Origin of the sequence: Cellulosimicrobium cellulans (assembly GCF_016921195.1) — a bacterium.
Classification (GTDB): domain Bacteria; phylum Actinomycetota; class Actinomycetes; order Actinomycetales; family Cellulomonadaceae; genus Cellulosimicrobium; species Cellulosimicrobium cellulans_F.
In genome coordinates, this window is the sequence record NZ_JAFGYF010000004.1 from 35,613 (window position 1) to 52,524 (window position 16,912).

Sequence of the window (16,912 nt, forward strand, 5' to 3'; positions counted from 1 at the left end):
GCGCCGGCTAGTACATGCCGGTGAGGACGGGGACGTACGTGACGAGGAACAGCAGGGCGATCGAGACGCCGAGCCACGGGAGCATGTCGCGCAGCGCCCGTTCCGCCGAGATCCCGGCGATCCGGCTCGTGATGAGCAGGTTGATCCCGACGGGCGGCGTGATGAGCCCGATCGCGAGGTTGATGACGACGATGAGCCCGAAGTGGACCGGGTCGACGCCCGCGGCGGTGACGATCGGCAGGAGGATCGGCGTGAAGATGATGATCGCCGCGTTGCCCTCGACGACCGTGCCGATGAGCAGCAGGATCACATTGGCGACGAAGAGGATGAGCAGCACGTTGTCCGTGAGCCCGAGCACGGCGTCGGCGACGATCTGCGGCGTGCCGCCGGTCACGAGCGCCCACGAGTAGGCCTGCGCCATCGCGATGATGAGCATGATCGCGGCGACGAGCATCGTCGTCTCGCGCATCGCCTTGACGACGCGCTGCCAGGACAGCTCGCGGTAGACGACGACGCCGAGGATCACCGCGATGAGGACCGCGACCGCGCCACCCTCGGTCGCGGTGAAGACACCGAGCCGGATGCCGCCCAGCACGACGACCGGGATGAGCAGGGCGGGCAGCGCCTTGGCGGCGGTGCGCACGAGCTCGCGCGCGCCCACGCCCCGCTCGGCCGGGTAGCCCTTCTTGCGGGCCACGAGCCAGCCCGTGACCAGGTACACGAGGCCGAACCCGAGGCCGATGTAGAGGCCGTGGAAGAACAGCGCGCTGATCGAGACCTCGGCGGCGACGCCGTAGATGATCATCGTGATGCTCGGCGGGAGCACGAGCGCGACGATCGACGCCGTCGCGGTCACCGACGCCGCGTCGCCGGGCGCGTAGCCGCGGCGCAGCATCTGCGGGATGAGGAGACGGCCGACCGACGACGCGTCCGCGACCGCCGAGCCGGACATGCCGCCGAACGTGATGTTCGTGAGCACGTTGACGGCCGAGAGCCCGCCGCGGATGCGGCCGACGATCGCGTAGGCGAAGTCGATGAGGCGCTGGGTCACGCCGCCCGCGTTCATCAGCGAGCCGGCGAGCACGAAGAGCGGGATCGCGAGGAGCGGGAAGGAGCGCATCCCGGCGACGAACCGCTGGGCGCCGACCTCGGGCGGCACGCCCTCGGCGGCGAGGCTCGCGAACGACGCGAGGCCGACGGCGACGCCCACCGGGGCGCCGATGACGAGGATGAGGAGGAGGAGCCCTCCGAGGATGAGGGGCATGGGTCAGACGTCCTTGTCCTGGGAGGTGGGCGCGACGAGCTGCTCCGCCTCGGCGATGTTCGCCTCCACGGCGTCGTCGGGGGTGTCGAAGTTGCCGCGCAGGGCCTCGACGAGCTTCTCGACCGCGTAGACGCACGAGAAGCCCATGCCGATCGGCACGACGACGTACATGGCGAGCAGCGTGATGTCCGTGCCCGTCGCGATGGTCAGGCCGGTCATGAGCTGGCGCGCGCCCGTCGGGAGCATCATCGCGGCGTAGACGGCGACGAGGCCGAACAGGCCCGCGGAGAGCGCGTAGCCGAGCGCGACGAACGCGCGGCGCACCTTCCCGCGCAGGCGGTCGAGGAGCAGGGTCACCGCGATGTGCTCGCTGCGGCGGACCGCGACGGGGATCGCCGTCATGACGCACCAGACGAACGCGAGGGTCGCGAACTCCTCGGACCACACGGTCGGGCTGTTGAGCACGTACCGCATGAAGACCTGGAGCACGAGGACGGCGCTCACGAGCGTGATCGCGACGCCCGAGACCACGAACAGCGCGCGCTCGGCGCCGGACAGGACGCCGCGGACGGCGCGGGCCGCGCTCACGGGACCATCACCAGCTTGACGATGTCGCCCGGCCCCTCGGCGGCCATGGTCGTCGTGATCGCGGCGCCCTCCTCCAGGGAGGTCGTGCGGGACACGAGCACGTCGGCGAGCCCGGGGTGGCGCGCGAGGACGTCGAGCGCGGTGCGGAAGTCGTCCTTCGTGTACATGGCGGTGCCGAGCAGGGCGATCTCGCGCACCTGGAGCTGCCCCACCGGGACAGGCACGGGCTGGTTGAACACCGCGACCTGGACGATCGCCCCACCGGGCGCGACGGCCTCGAACGCGCGCTCGACGAGCGCGGGAACGCCCGCGGCGACGAAGACGGCGTCGTACGAGCCGGGCTCGACCGCGGCGTCGGGCAGGTGGACGCCCGTCGCGCCGACCGCGCGCAGTACCGCGTGGACGTGCTCGCGTGGCTCGACGACGTCGACCACGGTGCTGCCGCCGTCGGCGAGGACGCGCGCGACGAGCGCGCCGATCGTGCCGCCACCGAGCACGAGCGCGCGCTCGCGGCGCCGCTCCCCCAGCTGCGCGACGGCGTGGGCCGCGACCGCGACCGGCTCGGCGAGCGCGAGGTGCTCGTCCGCGACGCCGTCGGGCGCGGGGACCAGCGTGTACGCGGGCACGACGACGAGTTCGGCGAACGAGCCGTCCCACTCGGCGATGCCGAGCATCTGCTTGCTCGCGCACAGGTGGTAGCTGCCCGCGGCGCACAGGTCGCACGTGCCGCACGGACGCTGCGGGTCGACGACGACGCGGTCTCCGACGGCTACGTCGGCGACGTCCGGGCCGACCTCGGCGACGCGGCCACCGGCCTCGTGGCCGGAGATCAGCGGCGGGACGCGGAACGGGTGGGTGCCGCGGAGGGCGGCCAGGTCGGAGCCGCACACCCCCGTGGAGGTGACGGCGAGGAGGACCTCGCCGGGGCCGGGGACCGGGCGCGGGATGTCGACCACGTGGGCGGTCCCGGACGTCTCGAATCTGATGGCGCGCATCGTGGAACAGCTCTTTCCCCGCGACTGGGAAGCCGCGTTGCTCTGCGTGCGGGTGAGGGGAGATCTGCTGGCACGGGTGCCCGACGTCGGACGCTCGGCTCAGCAGGTTGAGTGACTGTATCCTGTCATACCAGTTGAGCCAACCCCGTCTCACGACTGTGAGCGCCGCCCGCGTCCGGGCAGGTCGCGGCCCCCGTGAGGCAGAATGGCGCGGTCGTCACCCCGAGGAGGAACGGTGCCCGAGCCCGATGCGACGCTGCCGACGAGCGGCATCGTGCGACAGCGCCGACTGTCCGACCAGGTCGCCGACGCGATCCGCGACGACATCCTCGCGCGCGAGCTCCAGCCCGGCGACCGGCTGCCCTCCGAACGCGAGCTGTGCGAGTCCTACGGCGTCTCCCGCACCGTCGTGCGCGAGGCCGTCCGCGCCCTCACCGCCAAGGGCATCGTCACCGCCACGCCCGGCTCCGGCCTGAGCGTCGGGCGCACCAGCATCGACGACGTCGGCCAGATGCTCCAGATGTTCCTCCACCACGGCCCGAACGTGCCCTACCTCCAGCTCCACGAGGTGCGCGCGACGCTCGAGGTCGCCGTCGCGGGCATCGCCGCCGAACGCATCGACGACTCCGCGCTCACCGGCCTCGCCGACCTCGTCGACCAGCTTCCCGGGCACGCCGACGACATCGTCGCCGCGTCCAAGAACGACTACGCCTTCCACCGCGGCCTCGCCGTCGCGACCGGGAACGACTTCTTCGTCATGCTCTACGACGTGCTCGGCGAGGGGCTGATGGAGACCCGCATCGCGACGTTCTCCTACGACCCGCGGCGCATCGACGTCGTGACGCGCGCGCACCGTGCGATCGTCGACAACCTCGACGCGCACCGCGCCGACGGCGCCCGCGCTGCGATGCTCGACCACCTCACCGAGGTCCGCGAGACGTGGGTGCGCCACCAGGACGGCGCGCAGGCATGACCCTGCCCTTGGCGGTCGCGGCGACGGGCGGTGCGGCGGACCGCCGACGAGGTCGTGCCGGTCGTCCAGGTGCACCATCTCCACGCCTGCTCATGAACCTGCGCATGACCGCGTCGACGGCGTGACGGCGGGGAGGCCCCGAGCGGGTCGCGACCCTCACCGAGCGCGAACTCGACGTCGCACGGCTCGTCGCGCAGGGCCTGTCCAACCCCGAGTTCGCGCAGCGGCCCGCACGTCAGCGCGGCGACAGTGAAGAACCCACCTCTCCGCGGGGGGCGCGAGGCTCGGTGTGACGAACCGCGGTTCAGATCGCGGTGCTGGTGTCGCAGTCCGCTGGGAACAGCGCGTTCCGCTGACCAGAGCTGCCGAGCACGGCAGGACGAAACGGGCGCTCGCGGCGAACTTCACCCGACGGACACTTGCTCCTTCGTGGGCGGCCTGGTGAGCTGCCGGCATGGACTCTGCCGTCGAAGCCGCTCTGCGTACGCGCATCATCCAGTGGGTGCACGACCGGGCCGAGGCGAACGGCGGTTTCCTTCACCGGGACGAGTTGCTGGACTTCCACATCGACGGCCACAAGCTCCCCGTCATCGACTACTCGCGCGGGATCCGCAACCCGCAGAGCTTCTCTTCGACGCTGTCGATCGTCAGCTCGGCGACCGGACCATACGACGACACCGAGTCCGACGACGGCCTCCTCCACTACGCGTACCGCGCCGGTGACCCGTGGAGCGGCGACAACCGCAAGCTGCGCGAGGCGATGACGAGCGGGATGCCGCTCATCCTCTTCCGCAAGGAGGTCCCGAACATCTACACGCCGGTCGCCCCGGTGTACGTCGTGGACGACGAGCCGGAGAACAGTCAGTTCCTCATCGCCCTTGACGAGGCGTTCCGGTTCATCCCGGACGCGCGTCACCTCACCGCGCCCCAGCGCGAGTACGCGTTGCGCCTCGCAAAGCAGCGGCTGCACCAGCCCGCGTTCCGCACCCGAGTCCTCGTCGCCTACGAGACCCGGTGCGCGATCTGCGAGCTCAAGCACGGCGCACTGCTCGACGCCGCGCACATCGTGCCGGACAGTGATGAACGAGGCGTCCCGACAGTGAACAACGGCCTGGCGCTGTGCAAGATCCACCACGCCGCGTACGACCAGAACATGCTCGGCGTGACACCGGACTACGAGGTGCGCATCGCGCTCGACCTGCTTGAGGAGATCGACGGCCCGATGCTCAAGCACGGGCTGCAGGAGATGCACGGTCGGCGACTCAACGCGCCGCGCAGGAGGGCGGACCTGCCTGACCCCGAGCTCCTCGCATGGCGGTTCGATCACTTCGAAACACGATCGTCCACCCCAGCAGACTCCGGCGATCTTCCGCGGGCCAAGAGGTAGGGAACGCCCTCTACTCCGCCAGCATCCACACCTGCTTGAGTGGCAAGCGCGCGCGAATGTCCTCAGGCAGATCGTCGTATACCCGCGTCACCGCATCGATCAGATCTTCCGCCGTCCAGACACGGATCCGAAACTGCTGGCCGTAGACAGCGTCTCGCGCAGGCTTGGTGAGACCGCCCCAAGCAACCAGCAAGCCCTGCTCCGCGCCCTGTGCATGTATGACGCCGTTCAGGTCGCGGACAACCATCTCGGAGATCTGCCCTCCGGACTTCACTTGAACGATCGTCCGCGGCGATTCCATTCCCAGGAGCCCTCGCCCGGCAACGATGTCTATTCCACGATCTGCTCCGGGTGGAGACATCGTGCACACGAATCCCTCGGCTTCAAGGACTGCTGTCACGAGTGCAGCAAGGTCGTGCCCCGCAAACTCCTCAGCGATACGGGCCGTGATCCTGTCGCGAGCGACCTCGACGATGTCTGTGTGCAGCTCAGGTTCATCGACGTCGTCCGTATCCCGCGAACTACCTCCCGCCCCCCGCGCTACTGGGACGAACGGCAGCTGCCCAGGGTCCTCTCCCCGAGCCAAGAGCGCACGAAGCCTCTCGACTGCGTGTCCCTTCGTCGGCGCGAACACCGAGAGGGCGCTCCCCAGGGTGTAGAGGAGGTCCTGCTTGACCGCCGATCGGGGAAGGTCGGTGACCTTCCAGTCGACCCGTACGACGTGCCGTTTCTCGGGGTCCGTCTCGTGCGAGCGGTACTCGTATCCGCCTGTCACCTGGCCCATGGCAATCTGCTTGGTCGTCTTGAGTGGCATCACGAGCAGGTCACCGACCCTGATGCGACCTCGCAGCGCCCACGTCTGCCCCGTGTAGTTGGCCTGCGCGGGTGCGCCAAGCTCAGGGAAGGTATCGGCGATCACCGCGGCGACATCCTGACGGCTCCGGCACGGGCTCAGGTCTGGAACCTCTCGCCATCCCCCTCCTGAGACTCCGTTCTCGATCGCCCACTGGTCGCGCTCCCCGTACTTGCCGGACCGAACCACCCACGCTGTCGCCATGACACCTCCCGCGGAGAGCCTGCCACCTCATCAGCCAGAGGTACATCGGGCGTTCGTTCCCACAGCACGCTCACGGGCCGGACGCGGGAAGCACCGCCGACGCGCGAGCCCCGGCGCCGCTCCGTAGTCTCGCGAGATCCCCGGTTCCGGCGAAAGTGACCCCATGACCGACGCCCCGACCTCCCCGCCCGCGACGGGCCGCATCGTGCTCCTCGGCGCGACGGGCTACACAGGCGCGCTCGTCGCGCACGGGCTCGTGGCGTGCGGAGCACGGCCGGTCCTCGCGGGGCGGTCCCACGACCGCCTGGACGCGCTCGCCGCCGACCTCGCCGCCACCGCACCGATGGCGGCGCCCCGCCACCTCGCCGAACCGCCAGCCTCCGCCGGTGCCGGCCGTCCGACGCCGGACTCCCCCGCCCGACCACCGCTCGAGACCGCGGTCGCGGACGTCGACGACCCGCGGACCGTGCGGGCGCTGATCGAGCCGGGCGACGTGCTCGTCTCGACGGTGGGCCCGTTCGTGCGGCACGGCGGCCCGGCGGTCGAGGCCGCGATCGACGCGCCCGCCGTCTACCTCGATTCGACGGGCGAGCCGGCGTTCATCCGGCGCGTGTTCGAGGAGCTCGGCCCGCGTGCCGGGCGCACCGGCGCGGCGCTGCTCACGGCGTTCGGCCACGACTGGGTGCCGGGCAACCTCGCCGGCGTGCTCGCGCTCCAGGACGAGGGTGCGGACGCCGCGCGCCTGGAGATCGGCTACTTCCCCACCGGTGGCGGTGTGAGCGGCGGGACCCGCGCGAGCGCGCTCGAGACGGTGCTGGAACCCTCGTACGCCTGGCGCGGCGGACGCCTGCGGACCGAGCGCGTCGCCGCACGCGTCGTGGCGTTCGACCTGGGTGCGGGGCGCCGCGTGCGGGGCATCACGGCGGGCGGCACCGAGCCGTTCACCCTGCCGCCCCTCGCACCGGGCCTGCGCGACGTCGAGGTCGCGCTGGGCGTTACCAGCCCCGCGGCGCGGCTCGCGCCCGTGGCGACGGCGGTCGCGACCGGCGCTCTGCGCGTCCCCGGGCTGGGCGGCGCGCTGCGCCGGTTCGCGCGGTCGCGCGGCGGCTCGAGCGGTGGCCCGGACGCGGCGGCCCGCGCGGCGTCGCGCACCCACGTCCTCGCGGTCGCGCGCGATGCGTCCGGGGACGTCCTGCGCCGCGTCCGGCTCGACGGACCGGACGCCTACGACCTCACCGCGCACTTCCTCGCGTGGGGCGCCGCCCGCGCTGCCGCGGGAGAGGCCCGGGCGACGGGAGCGCTCGGCCCGGTGCAGGCGTTCGGCGTCGACGCGCTGCTCGCGGCAGCGCGCGAGGCAGGCATCACCGTGACGACCGGTCGCTGAGCCCGCGCTCCGAACAGCCGAAGGCCCGCGCGAACCCTCCCGCGGACACCGCGGCCGGTCAGCGGGCCGCGAGCGCCTCGCGCAGGATCCGCACGGCCCGGGGCCCGACCCCGTGCAGCGCGAGCAGCTCTCGATCGCTGAGCCGCGCGACGTCGGACAGCGTGGTGATCCCCGCACCGGCGAGCGCGCGAGTCGCCGGGCGTCCGATGGCGGCGGGGAGGTCACCGACGGAGCCGGGCTCGGCGGCGTCGGCCGCGACGAGAGCAGCCCCGAGCCGTTGCGGCGCGCGGGCGAACCACGCGCGCCGCACCCAGTGGTTGGCCTGCTGGCCGTCGAGGTCGGCGAGCGGCACGCTCGCGCCGAGCAGGTGGTCGCCGCGCGTCCATCGGCGCGCGGTCGGGTGCTCGGCGAGCACGCGCGCGACGTCGTCGTCCGCGAGGCGGAGCTGTACGACGGCGTCCCGCGTCACCACCGCGAACCGCCGCCCGCGCACCACGAAGGAGACGGTCCCGGCGGCCGCGCCCTCTGCCACCTCGGGCAGGGCGAGCGCGGCCGCGCGGACCTGGGCGAGCGTCGTCATGCCGCCACCCTGCCACGCATCGTGACGGTGCTCGACGCCGAGCACGCGGTCATCGACCGCCGGCCATGGTGTCGTCGACCGTATTCGGCGCCAGACGATCGTCAACCCCATGGTCGGCGGGAGGCTGGCAGCGGCCGCTCGTAGGATCGGGGTGATGTCTGACCACGCCACAAGGGCGTCCTTGCCGGACGCTCGGCACGACGAACCGCCCCTCCCGCCGTCCGCGGCGCTCGCGCGCAAGGCCGCCGACCGGAGGGCCATCCTGCGGCTGGTGGCGAACGACGAGTCCGTCGACGACCTGCCGCGGACGCCCGACGGCCTCCTGGACCCGCCGTCGAGCGTCGGGAGGAAGATCCGCAACGGCGTGCTGCTCGTGCTGCTGTCCGTGGGGTTCGTCTGGCTCGTCACGGTCAACGCGTGGGACCACGACGGCTTCTTCCCGTGGTTCTGGAACGTCGTGTGGACGATCTTCCCGTGGGTGTTCCTCGGCCCGCTGTGGGCGGGGTACGCGCGGTCGCTGCGGCGCTCGCGCGACGACGCCCCGCTCTACGCGCAGTACCACCGCGACCGGAAGGCCGCGGTTCGCGAGACGGGGGTCGTGACGGCGTCGGTCACCGACCGCACGGAGTCGGGCGGGGTCGCGCAGTGCGTGGTCCGCGTGCGGCACGGCGCGCTCACGACGACGGTGACGCGCCTCGCGCCGGTGACGAACCTGCTCCCGTCGGAGGTCCCGCAGCCCGGTGACCCGGTGGTCGTGTGGCGCCTACCCGGGGAGCGGGTCGTGGTGCAGGCGCGCCGCGGCCGCACGCGCGCCCTGCACGACGCCGCCCGGGCGGCCGCCCTCGGCGCCGTCACCGACGCGCCGGTCACCGCGTCCCCGGTCGCCGAGCCGCCGGTCACCGCGTCCCCGAGCACGGTGACCCCGAGCGCACCCGAGGACGCGCCTGCCTGGGGCTCACCCACGCCGAGCACGGCGGCCCCGTCGACGACCACGACGACCACGACCCGGACGACGCGTGGCGGGGCCGCTCCCGAGGCCACCGTGCGGCACGACATCGCGGCGGCGCTCTCGGAGCTCGCGGGCCTGCACGCGTCCGGCGCCCTGACCGACGACGAGTTCGCCGCGGCGAAGCGGATGCTGCTCGGCGGGTCCTGACCGACCGGACGACAGCGACGTCGTGCTCGGCACCGGCCGGAGGTTCGGCAGACTGTCCTCGTGAGCAGCCGCCCGCCCCGTCCCCCGCACCGGCCGAGCATGGTGTGGACCGCGGTGCGTGGTGGCGTGCGCGGCCGCGAGCGCCTGACGCCCGTCGTCGACTACCTGGCCGTCCTGCTCATCCTCGTCGCGCTGTTCGGCGGGTCGGTGTGGTTCGTCGTCTGGCTGCTGCTCCGGGAGGAGGGGGTCGCGGCGGCGGTCTCCTGCTTCCTGGTCCTGGGCTTCGGGGTCGGGTTGCTGGCGTACGTGCGTGGGCCGTCGAGGCAGGCGGTCGTGCTGCGGCCGCACGAGGTCGAGCTTCCGGTGGGTCGCGCGGAGGTGGTCCGGGTCGTCGTGCGGTGGGACGACGTCGCGCGCGTCCAGGTCGTCCCGGGCGAGGGTCGTCCGTCGCTCCGGGTCGAGCTGCACGACGGCGCGCGGGCACGCCACGCGGACGGAGAGGACCTGCTGCAGGGGCGCCCGGCGCAGGGGCCGGACCCGGACACGGTCGACGTCCCGGACGCCGAGGCGGTCGCCCGTGTGCTGCGGCACCTGCTCGACCATCCGGAGGACCGCGCGCGCCTCGCGCAGCGTGGCGGGGTGGGCATCGTCCTCGCGTTCGTGCGCCCTGTCTACGGCGACGCGCCCGCCTGACCCGGGCGCCGACGTCGGACGGCCCGGGTGACCCGAGCACGACGACGGCCCGGGCCCGCACCTGGGGGGTGCGAGTCCGGGCCGTCGTCGATCGGACTTGTCGGGTCGGACCGTCAGGTGACGGTCAGCGGCGGCCGATGTCGGACAGCACGGCCGCGGCGATCACGAGCTCGCGCTCGGCGTCGTCGAGGACGCCGTCGAGGACGAGGTCCTCGGTCACGAGGCTCACGTGGTCCACGAACTCGCGGTGCGTCGCGTACTCGTCGTTCTCGGCGATGTGGTCGTTGACCGTGCAGCCGGTGCCGTCGTCGTAGTTCTGCACCGTGCTGTCGTGGCCGTCGATGATCACGGTCGGGCGGATGTCCGACCCGACGCAGCGGTCGCGCACGAGCTGGAGCACCGTGAAGGTCACCTCGCCGGTCGTGACGTTGCCGACGCCGTCGACCGCGCGGTAACGGACCACGTGCTGGCCGTCGGCCGCGAACGCGACCGGGGCCGCGTAGCGCTGCCACGCGCCGTCGTTGGCCTGGAACTCGATGCGGTCCACGCCGGACTCCTCGTCGACCGCGGTGAGCGTGACGCGCGCGCTCGCGACGAAGTCGCCGTCGCGCGTGCGGCTGCCGCTGACGCCCGCCGTGACGACGGGGCCGTCGGTGTCGCCGGGCTCCTCACCGCCCGCGATGACGAACGAGACCGTCTTCGGGGCGGAGACGTTGCCCGCCACGTCGGTCGCGCGGTAGGTCACGGTGTGCGCACCCGGGGTCCGCACCGAGATCTGCTTCGCGTACGGGGTCCACTCGCCGCCGTCCACCTGGTACTCGACCGAGGCGACGCCCGAGTCGGCGTCCTTCGCGAGCAGGCGCACGAAGACGTTCGAGAGGTACTCGCCGGCCTCGTTCTTCTCGCCGCCCATCACGCGGTGGTCGACCGTGGGGGCGACCGTGTCGCTCCCGTCACCCTCGACGACGGCGAACGTGACGCTCGCGGCCTCGGAGACGTTGCCCGCCTCGTCGGTCGCGCGGTACGCGAGGGTGTGCTGGCCCGGCTCGTCGACCACGACGGCCTCGGTGTACTCGGTCCAGCCGGCGCCGTCGAGGTCGTACTCCACCGACGCGACGCCCGAGCCCTCGTCGGTCGCGGTGAGCAGCACGGACGCGGAGCCCACGTAGGCGCCGGACTCGTCCTGCGTGCCGCTCACCTGGTGGGCGACGGTCGGGGCGGTGGTGTCCTCGCCCGCGTCGGCGACGACGACGAACTCCGTGACGGTCTCCTCGGACACGTTGCCCGCGGCGTCGGTGGCCCGGTAGACGAGCGTGTGCTCGCCGGGCTCGTCGATCACGAGCGGCTCGGTGTACGGCTGCCAGCCGGCGCCGTCGAGGTCGTACTCGACGCTCTCCACGCCGGACCCGTCGTCCGTCGCCGTGAGCGTGGCCGTGGCCGACCCGACGAACGCGCCGTTGTCGTCCTGCTCGCCCGTGACCTCGGCGGTCACGGTCGGCGCGGTCGTGTCCTCCTCTCCGCCCGCGACGACGGTGAAGGTCACCGAACCGACCTCGGACACGTTGCCCGCGACGTCGGTCGCCCGGTAGGAGACGGTGTGCTCGCCGACCTCGGTGAACGGCACGGTCGTCGTGTAGGGCAGCCATGCACCGCCGTCGACCTGGTACTCGACCGACGCGACGCCCGAGCCCTCGTCCGTCGCGTGGAGCATGAACGCGGCGGTGCCGACGTACGCGCCGTTCTCGTCCTGCTGGCCCATGACCATGGGCTCGACGACCGGGGCGGTCGTGTCCTCCTCGACGTCGCCCTCGACGACGGTGAAGGTCGCGGTCTGCGCCTCGGACGTGTTGCCCGCGGCGTCGGTCGCGCGGAACTGGAGCGTGTGCGCGCCGACGGCGTCGACGACGAACGGCTCCGTGTACGCCTGCCAGCCCGCGCCGTCGAGGTCGTACTCGACCCCGGCCACGCCGGAGTCGTCGTCGGTGGCGGTCAGCGTGACGGTCGCGCCGCCGACGTACGCGCCGTCGCCGTCCTGCTCGCCCGTGACCTGGGCGGTCACGGACGGGGCCGTGGTGTCCTCGCCCCCGCCGCCGTCGGTGACGACGAGCTCGCCCCACATCTCGCCGTGCCCTGGGATCGCGCAGAAGTAGCGGTACTTCCCGGGCGTGAGGGTCACCTGCGCCTCGTGCCGACCGCCGTTCGCGTCGAACGGGCTCGCGAGGATGTTGAGGTTCACGTCGTGGTTGTAGCCGGGCGACGACGTGTCGAACGTGAGCGTGTGGCTCATGCCGAACGTGCTGCCGGTCGCCATGCTGTTCTCGAAGACGATCGTCGCGGGGCCCGCCTCGGCCGTGGCGGGGAACGTCTTGTAGTCGGTCACGCTGTTGTCCGCGGTCCAGGTGAGGACCTGCTCGGCGGCGACGGTGGCGTCGGCTGCGGACACGACGGCGGACGACGCCGTCGCAGGTGCGGTGGGGTTCGCCGAGGCCGGGGCGACGGTGAGGACCGTCGTCGCGGTGAGTCCGGCGACCGTGGCGGCGAGGAACCGCCGCGCGCCGCGGCGGCGGAAGCCGCCGGGACTGGTACGTCGTTCCATGAGGGTGCACTCCTCCGGGGGGTGTCTGGGTTCTGTCGGGCTGGTCGGGCGCGGGGTCGGGCGGGCCGTGCGGCCCACCCGGGGGCCGCCGTCGTGCTGCACGACGGCGGCCCCGGGCTCGGCGGGGACGGCCCGGCTCGGCCGCCCCCGCCCGGCGGTGCTACAGGTCCGCCACCCGGATGTCACGGAACTCGATGAGGTCCGCGTTCCCGTGGTTCTGGAGCCCGATGAACCCGCTGTCGAACTGGCGCAGGTCCGTGGGCGGGTCGCCGGCCCGGGACGACTGCTGTCCCGGCGTGTTCTCCCACTCGTTGATGACGACGCCGTTGCGGATGATCGTGTACTGCTGCCCGACCACCCGGATCTCGTACTCGTTCCACTCGCCCTTGGGCTTCTCGCCACCGGTGTTCAGGCCCACCGGGTCGAAGTTGTAGACCGAGCCGGTCTTCTGGGGCTCACCCGTCGGACCGTCGTAGATCTGGATCTCGTGGCCGCAGTAGATCGCGACCCACGCGGGTGACGTCTGCCCCTCGGCGCACTGGGCGCCGCCCGGGTCGTTCGGGTTCGGGAACCGGGTGAACACGCCGGTGTTGGCGTGGTGGTCACCCTCCGAGACGTCGCGGTACAGGAGCTTCACGGAGAAGTCCCCGAGCTCCTCGCCCGCGTACCAGAGCATCCCCAGGCCGCCGCTCGACTTCAGCGAACCGCCCGGCTCGAGCGTGAACTTCCCGCCCGGTGCCTGGAACCAGTCGTACAGCGACGCCTCGGTGCCGTCGAAGATCGTGCGGTACCCGCCGGGGTCCACGCCGATCTGGGACCGGGCCGCGGCGTCGACGAGGCGAGCGCGCTCGCGCTCGTCGATCCGGCTGTCGTCGTACAGGCTCTTCGCGACCGACTCGACGTGCGCCAGGAACCGGGCGTGGGTGCGCCACTCCTTCTCGTCCTGGAACAGGTCGTTCATCGTGCAGGCGCCCAGGTCGAGGTTCTCGACCGTGGAGTCCACGTCGCCGAAGAACACGGTCTCGCGCTCGTCGGGCAGGGTGCACGACGGCGAGCCGTCGGTCGTGACGGTGGCCTTCGAGCCGTCCGCGTACGTCACGGTGAGCTTGGCCTCGTAGGTCCCGATGCGGGGGTACTTGTGCTTCGGGTTGGCCTGGCGCGAGGTCGAGCCGTCGCCGAACTCCCAGAGGTAGGAGACGCCGCCGGAACGCTCGCCGGTGAACTGCACCGTCAGCGGGTCGCCCTGGATGCTCGTCGCGGACGCCGCCGGGGCCGGGGTCGGAGCCCCGCCCTGGTACGTGATCCGCATGAGCTTCTGGTTCGGGTCGAGGCTGAAGAAGCCGCCCGCGTAGTCGACGAGGTACAGCGCGCCGTCCGGACCGAACTTCGCGTCCATCCAGCTCTGCAGCAGCCCGTCACCGCGACCGCCCGGGATGATCTGGCGCAGGTCCTCCATGAACACGGGGGCGTCCAGGTTCTCCGGGTCGACCGTCACCGCGACGCGGTTGTTCGGGTTCGACTGGTCGCCGATGAACCACTTGCCCTCCCAGTACGACGGCCAGGCGACGTCCGACTCGGGGTCGACCTGCGACTGGCGGTACGTCGGGCCGGACATGACGGCCTGGCCGCCACCCCGCAGCCACGGGATGGTGTAGGTCGCGTCGTCGTCCTCGTACGTCGGGATGCCGTCGCCGCGGTCGGGGAAGACCGGCCCGCCGCCCGAGGGCGAGTACCAGATCATGTTGTCGCGCACGGGCGGGAGGTCCACGAGGCCCGTGTTGCGCGGCGACGTGTTCTTCGGGTTGTCGCAGTCGTACCAGCCGGTGAGGACGCTCGCGTCCTCGTTGCTGCGGTCACGGTACGGCTGCTTGTTGCCCATGCAGTACGGCCAGCCCTGGTTGCCCGCGGACGTGATGATCGTCGCGGTCTCGTACTTCGCCGGACCGAGGTCCGGGTTCGGGCTGGTCGCGTCCGGCCCGACCCAGGCGGCCGTGAGCCAGTCCGTGTCGGGGTCGATCTGGAGGCGCGAGATGTTGCGCACGCCCATGACGTAGATCTCCGGACGCGTCTTGTCCGCGGGGTACTCGCCCACCGGGAACAGGTTGTCCTCCGGGATCGTGTACGTGCCGTCGTCCTCGGGGTGGATCCGCAGGATCTTGCCGTTGAGGTCGTTCGTGTTGCCCGACGTGCGGCGCGCGTCCTGGAAGCTGATCCCCGCGTACTCCTGCGTCCAGTTGTTGCCGGAGTACCCGTTCGAGCCGCCGGACGAGTTGTTGTCGCCCGAGCCGATGTAGAGGTTGCCCTCGCTGTCGAACGCCATGCCGCCACCCGCGTGGCAGCAGCTGTGGATCTGCGTCTCCCACTCGAGCAGGTCGACGCGCGTGCTCTGGTCGATCGTCGGGGTCGCCGGGTCGTAGGTGAACCGCGAGACGGTCCGGTAGCCCACGCGACGCTCGCGGTCGATGCTCTCGTGCGGCATCCAGTACACGTAGAGCCAGTGGTTGGTCGCGAAGTCGGGGTCGGGCACGATGCCGAGCAGCCCCTCCTCGTTCTTCACGAGCTCGTCGCCGCTGCCGCGGTTGCCCATGACGTCGAGCGTCGTGAGCAGCGTCGCCTCGCCCGTCTCGGGGTCCCACTGGTGGATCGTGCCGCAGCCGAGGCCCACGTTCGGGTCGCTCCACGGGACGATCGGGCCGGTCGGGCAGGCACCGCGGCCGATGTAGAAGACCGTGCCGTCGGGCGCGATCGTCAGGCCGTGCTGCTCGCCGTTCTGGTCCAGCGTGCCGGGCGTGTTGACCTGGGACAGGCGCTCGGCCTGGTAGTTCGACGCGATGGTCGCCTGGCAGTCACCGCGCACGACGCCCGTCGTCCACTGGAGGGCACCGAGCAGGTGGGTGCGGAACGTCTCGTCCTCCCAGCTCTCGGGCGTGCCGCCCATGCCGGTGAAGAACGAGCGGCCGCCGTCGTAGTCGCGGCACCAGGACAGGGGCTGGAACGGGTTGGTCGTCGGGCCGGCGTCGGCGCCGGGCTCGAGCGTCGCGACCGTGTGCACGTCACCGGTCGGGTCCTCGGTCCAGTCCAGCCACCGGTCCTCGCGGTCCCACGTGAGCGGGAGGTCCGCCGTCGCGGGGTGCTGACGGTCGACCAGGTCGACCGTGCGCTCCTCGACCGGGATCTCCTCGCCGGGCTGCTCGACGGAGTCCGGGCCGTACAGGGAGATCTCGGCGAGCTGGACCTCGGCGTCGCCCGAGTTCGCCGTGACGTCCAGGCGGTACCAGCCGTACGGGGTCTCGTTGCCGACCTCGAAGGTGCGGCGCTGGAAGCGCTGCGAGAACGTCTGGTCGGTCTGGGTGTCGACGTCGACCCACGTCTGGCCGTCCGTGGAGCCCTGGAGCTTCCAGTTCTTGGGGTCGCGACCCGGGGAGTCGTTCGCGGACGTCAGGCTGTACTCCACGAGCGCGACGGGCTGCTCCATCCGGAGCGTGAGTGTCCCCGTGCGGGCGAACGTCAGCCACTTGGTGCCGGGGTCGCCGTCGACCGCCATGGGCGGCGTCTCGGCGGCCGGGCTCCGCCCGGTGCCGGTCGCCTCCGCGACCTTCTCCGAGACCGGGGTCGCGCCCGCGATCCGGGTGCCCACGAGGCCCTCGAACCACTTCGACGACTCCTGGGCGCGCGCGGCGTCGCGCACGCCGAGGAAGCCGCCGCCGCCGTTGATGTACGCCTGGAGCGCGGCCTCCTGCTCGCCGTTCAGCTCGATGCCCTCCGCGGAGAGCATGACGACGCCGCGGTACTCGCCGAGCGTCGCCTCGCTGATCATCGCGGGGTCGGACGTCGCCTCGACGTCGAACCCGTTGGCGGCGCCCAGCTCGGTCAGCGCCGCCGTCGCGGCGACCACCGGGTCGGTCTGCTCGTCCGGCGCGCCGTGGAACACGAGCACACGCACGGGAGCGGTGGCCGTCGCGGCCGCGACGGACCCGGCCGTGGGGGCCACGCTCGAGGCGACCGTGCTCGTCGGGGTCGTGGCGACGGGCTGGGCCGACGCCGGGATCACGGCCGCGCTCGCGACGAGCGCGGCGCTCGTGAGGCCGACCGTCATGGCCAGCAGTGCTCCTGGTCGGGAGCGTCCCCTCGCGGGGGATGTCGATCGTCTGGACAGCACTCTCCAACTCCTTCGTCATCGGTGCGGCACTCCCGGGCGGGCCGGGAGCGGGTCGTGCTGGTGCGGGTGTGCTGCTACGG

12 protein-coding genes are annotated in these 16,912 nt (G+C 72.2%); 5 read left to right on the plus strand and 7 right to left on the minus strand.

Annotated elements, in window-relative coordinates; all coding sequences use genetic code 11:
- Positions 1-7: 7 nt before the first annotated feature.
- Genes JN535_RS10315 through JN535_RS10325 form a run of 3 tightly spaced genes read right to left on the minus strand, consistent with a single transcriptional unit; the run spans position 8 to position 2,847 of the window.
- Positions 8-1,264 carry a TRAP transporter large permease gene (locus JN535_RS10315; RefSeq protein ID WP_074803495.1) on the minus strand — a complete coding sequence of 419 codons (1,257 nt, stop codon included), beginning with the start codon at positions 1,262-1,264 and terminating at the stop codon, positions 8-10.
- Between the two features lie 3 nt (positions 1,265-1,267).
- Positions 1,268-1,852 (minus strand): TRAP transporter small permease, encoded by a 585-nt coding sequence (locus JN535_RS10320; protein WP_205205479.1) that lies wholly within the window; start codon positions 1,850-1,852, stop codon positions 1,268-1,270.
- Positions 1,849-2,847: a zinc-dependent alcohol dehydrogenase gene (locus tag JN535_RS10325; RefSeq protein WP_205205480.1), complete on the minus strand. Its 999-nt coding sequence runs from the start codon at positions 2,845-2,847 to the stop codon at positions 1,849-1,851. The genes JN535_RS10320 and JN535_RS10325 overlap by 4 nt, the downstream gene beginning before the upstream one ends.
- A 235-nt stretch (positions 2,848-3,082) precedes the next feature.
- On the opposite strand from JN535_RS10325, the gene JN535_RS10330 reads away from it, so the two are divergent.
- Both JN535_RS10330 and JN535_RS10335 read left to right on the plus strand, forming a co-directional pair.
- Complete coding sequence (locus JN535_RS10330; RefSeq protein ID WP_205205481.1) at positions 3,083-3,820, plus strand: FadR/GntR family transcriptional regulator; 738 nt, start codon at positions 3,083-3,085, stop codon at positions 3,818-3,820.
- A 454-nt stretch (positions 3,821-4,274) separates the two neighbouring features.
- Positions 4,275-5,207, plus strand: coding sequence for an HNH endonuclease (locus JN535_RS10335; protein ID WP_205205482.1), 933 nt, complete (start codon positions 4,275-4,277; stop codon positions 5,205-5,207).
- A gap of 10 nt (positions 5,208-5,217) precedes the next feature.
- On the opposite strand, the gene JN535_RS10340 is transcribed toward JN535_RS10335, so the two are convergent.
- The gene (locus JN535_RS10340; protein WP_205205483.1) at positions 5,218-6,264 is read right to left on the minus strand and encodes a restriction endonuclease; all 1,047 of its coding nucleotides are present in this window, start codon (positions 6,262-6,264) and stop codon (positions 5,218-5,220) included.
- Between the two features lie 163 nt (positions 6,265-6,427).
- Here JN535_RS10340 and JN535_RS10345 point away from each other — a divergent pair, with 163 nt between their 5' ends.
- The gene (locus tag JN535_RS10345) at positions 6,428-7,648 is read left to right on the plus strand and encodes a saccharopine dehydrogenase family protein (RefSeq protein WP_205205484.1); all 1,221 of its coding nucleotides are present in this window, start codon (positions 6,428-6,430) and stop codon (positions 7,646-7,648) included.
- Between the two features lie 58 nt (positions 7,649-7,706).
- Here the strand turns inward: JN535_RS10345 and JN535_RS20765 are convergent, their stop codons facing one another.
- A complete protein-coding gene (locus tag JN535_RS20765) occupies positions 7,707-8,228 on the minus strand; it encodes a hypothetical protein (protein WP_240200974.1) in 522 nt (173 codons plus the stop codon).
- Positions 8,229-8,382: 154 nt separating this feature from the next.
- Between JN535_RS20765 and JN535_RS10355 the strand changes: the two genes are divergently transcribed.
- Together JN535_RS10355 and JN535_RS10360 are read left to right on the plus strand one after the other, a co-directional pair.
- Positions 8,383-9,384 (plus strand): SHOCT domain-containing protein, encoded by a 1,002-nt coding sequence (locus JN535_RS10355; protein WP_205205485.1) that lies wholly within the window; start codon positions 8,383-8,385, stop codon positions 9,382-9,384.
- A 60-nt stretch (positions 9,385-9,444) separates the two neighbouring features.
- Positions 9,445-10,077, plus strand: a complete 633-nt coding sequence (locus JN535_RS10360) for a glycosyltransferase (protein WP_205205486.1) — start codon at positions 9,445-9,447, stop codon at positions 10,075-10,077.
- A 124-nt stretch (positions 10,078-10,201) separates the two neighbouring features.
- On the opposite strand, the gene JN535_RS10365 is transcribed toward JN535_RS10360, so the two are convergent.
- Positions 10,202-12,673 (minus strand): OmpL47-type beta-barrel domain-containing protein, encoded by a 2,472-nt coding sequence (locus JN535_RS10365; protein WP_205205487.1) that lies wholly within the window; start codon positions 12,671-12,673, stop codon positions 10,202-10,204.
- Positions 12,674-12,833: 160 nt separating this feature from the next.
- A complete protein-coding gene (locus tag JN535_RS10370) occupies positions 12,834-16,769 on the minus strand; it encodes a ThuA domain-containing protein (RefSeq protein WP_205205488.1) in 3,936 nt (1,311 codons plus the stop codon).
- Between the last annotated feature and the right edge of the window lie 143 nt (positions 16,770-16,912).

What these genes read in the sequence shown, in the direction of transcription:
- JN535_RS10315 (WP_074803495.1), bottom strand. Translation starts at nt 1,264, where the DNA reads ATGCCCCTCATCCTCGGAGGGCTCCTCCTCCTCATCCTCGTCATCGGC.
- JN535_RS10325 (WP_205205480.1), bottom strand. Translation starts at nt 2,847, where the DNA reads ATGCGCGCCATCAGATTCGAGACGTCCGGGACCGCCCACGTGGTCGAC.
- JN535_RS10335 (WP_205205482.1), top strand. Translation starts at nt 4,275, where the DNA reads ATGGACTCTGCCGTCGAAGCCGCTCTGCGTACGCGCATCATCCAGTGG.
- JN535_RS10340 (WP_205205483.1), bottom strand. Translation starts at nt 6,264, where the DNA reads ATGGCGACAGCGTGGGTGGTTCGGTCCGGCAAGTACGGGGAGCGCGAC.
- JN535_RS10345 (WP_205205484.1), top strand. Translation starts at nt 6,428, where the DNA reads ATGACCGACGCCCCGACCTCCCCGCCCGCGACGGGCCGCATCGTGCTC.
- JN535_RS20765 (WP_240200974.1), bottom strand. Translation starts at nt 8,228, where the DNA reads ATGACGACGCTCGCCCAGGTCCGCGCGGCCGCGCTCGCCCTGCCCGAG.
- JN535_RS10355 (WP_205205485.1), top strand. Translation starts at nt 8,383, where the DNA reads ATGTCTGACCACGCCACAAGGGCGTCCTTGCCGGACGCTCGGCACGAC.
- JN535_RS10365 (WP_205205487.1), bottom strand. Translation starts at nt 12,673, where the DNA reads ATGGAACGACGTACCAGTCCCGGCGGCTTCCGCCGCCGCGGCGCGCGG.
- JN535_RS10370 (WP_205205488.1), bottom strand. Translation starts at nt 16,769, where the DNA reads ATGACGGTCGGCCTCACGAGCGCCGCGCTCGTCGCGAGCGCGGCCGTG.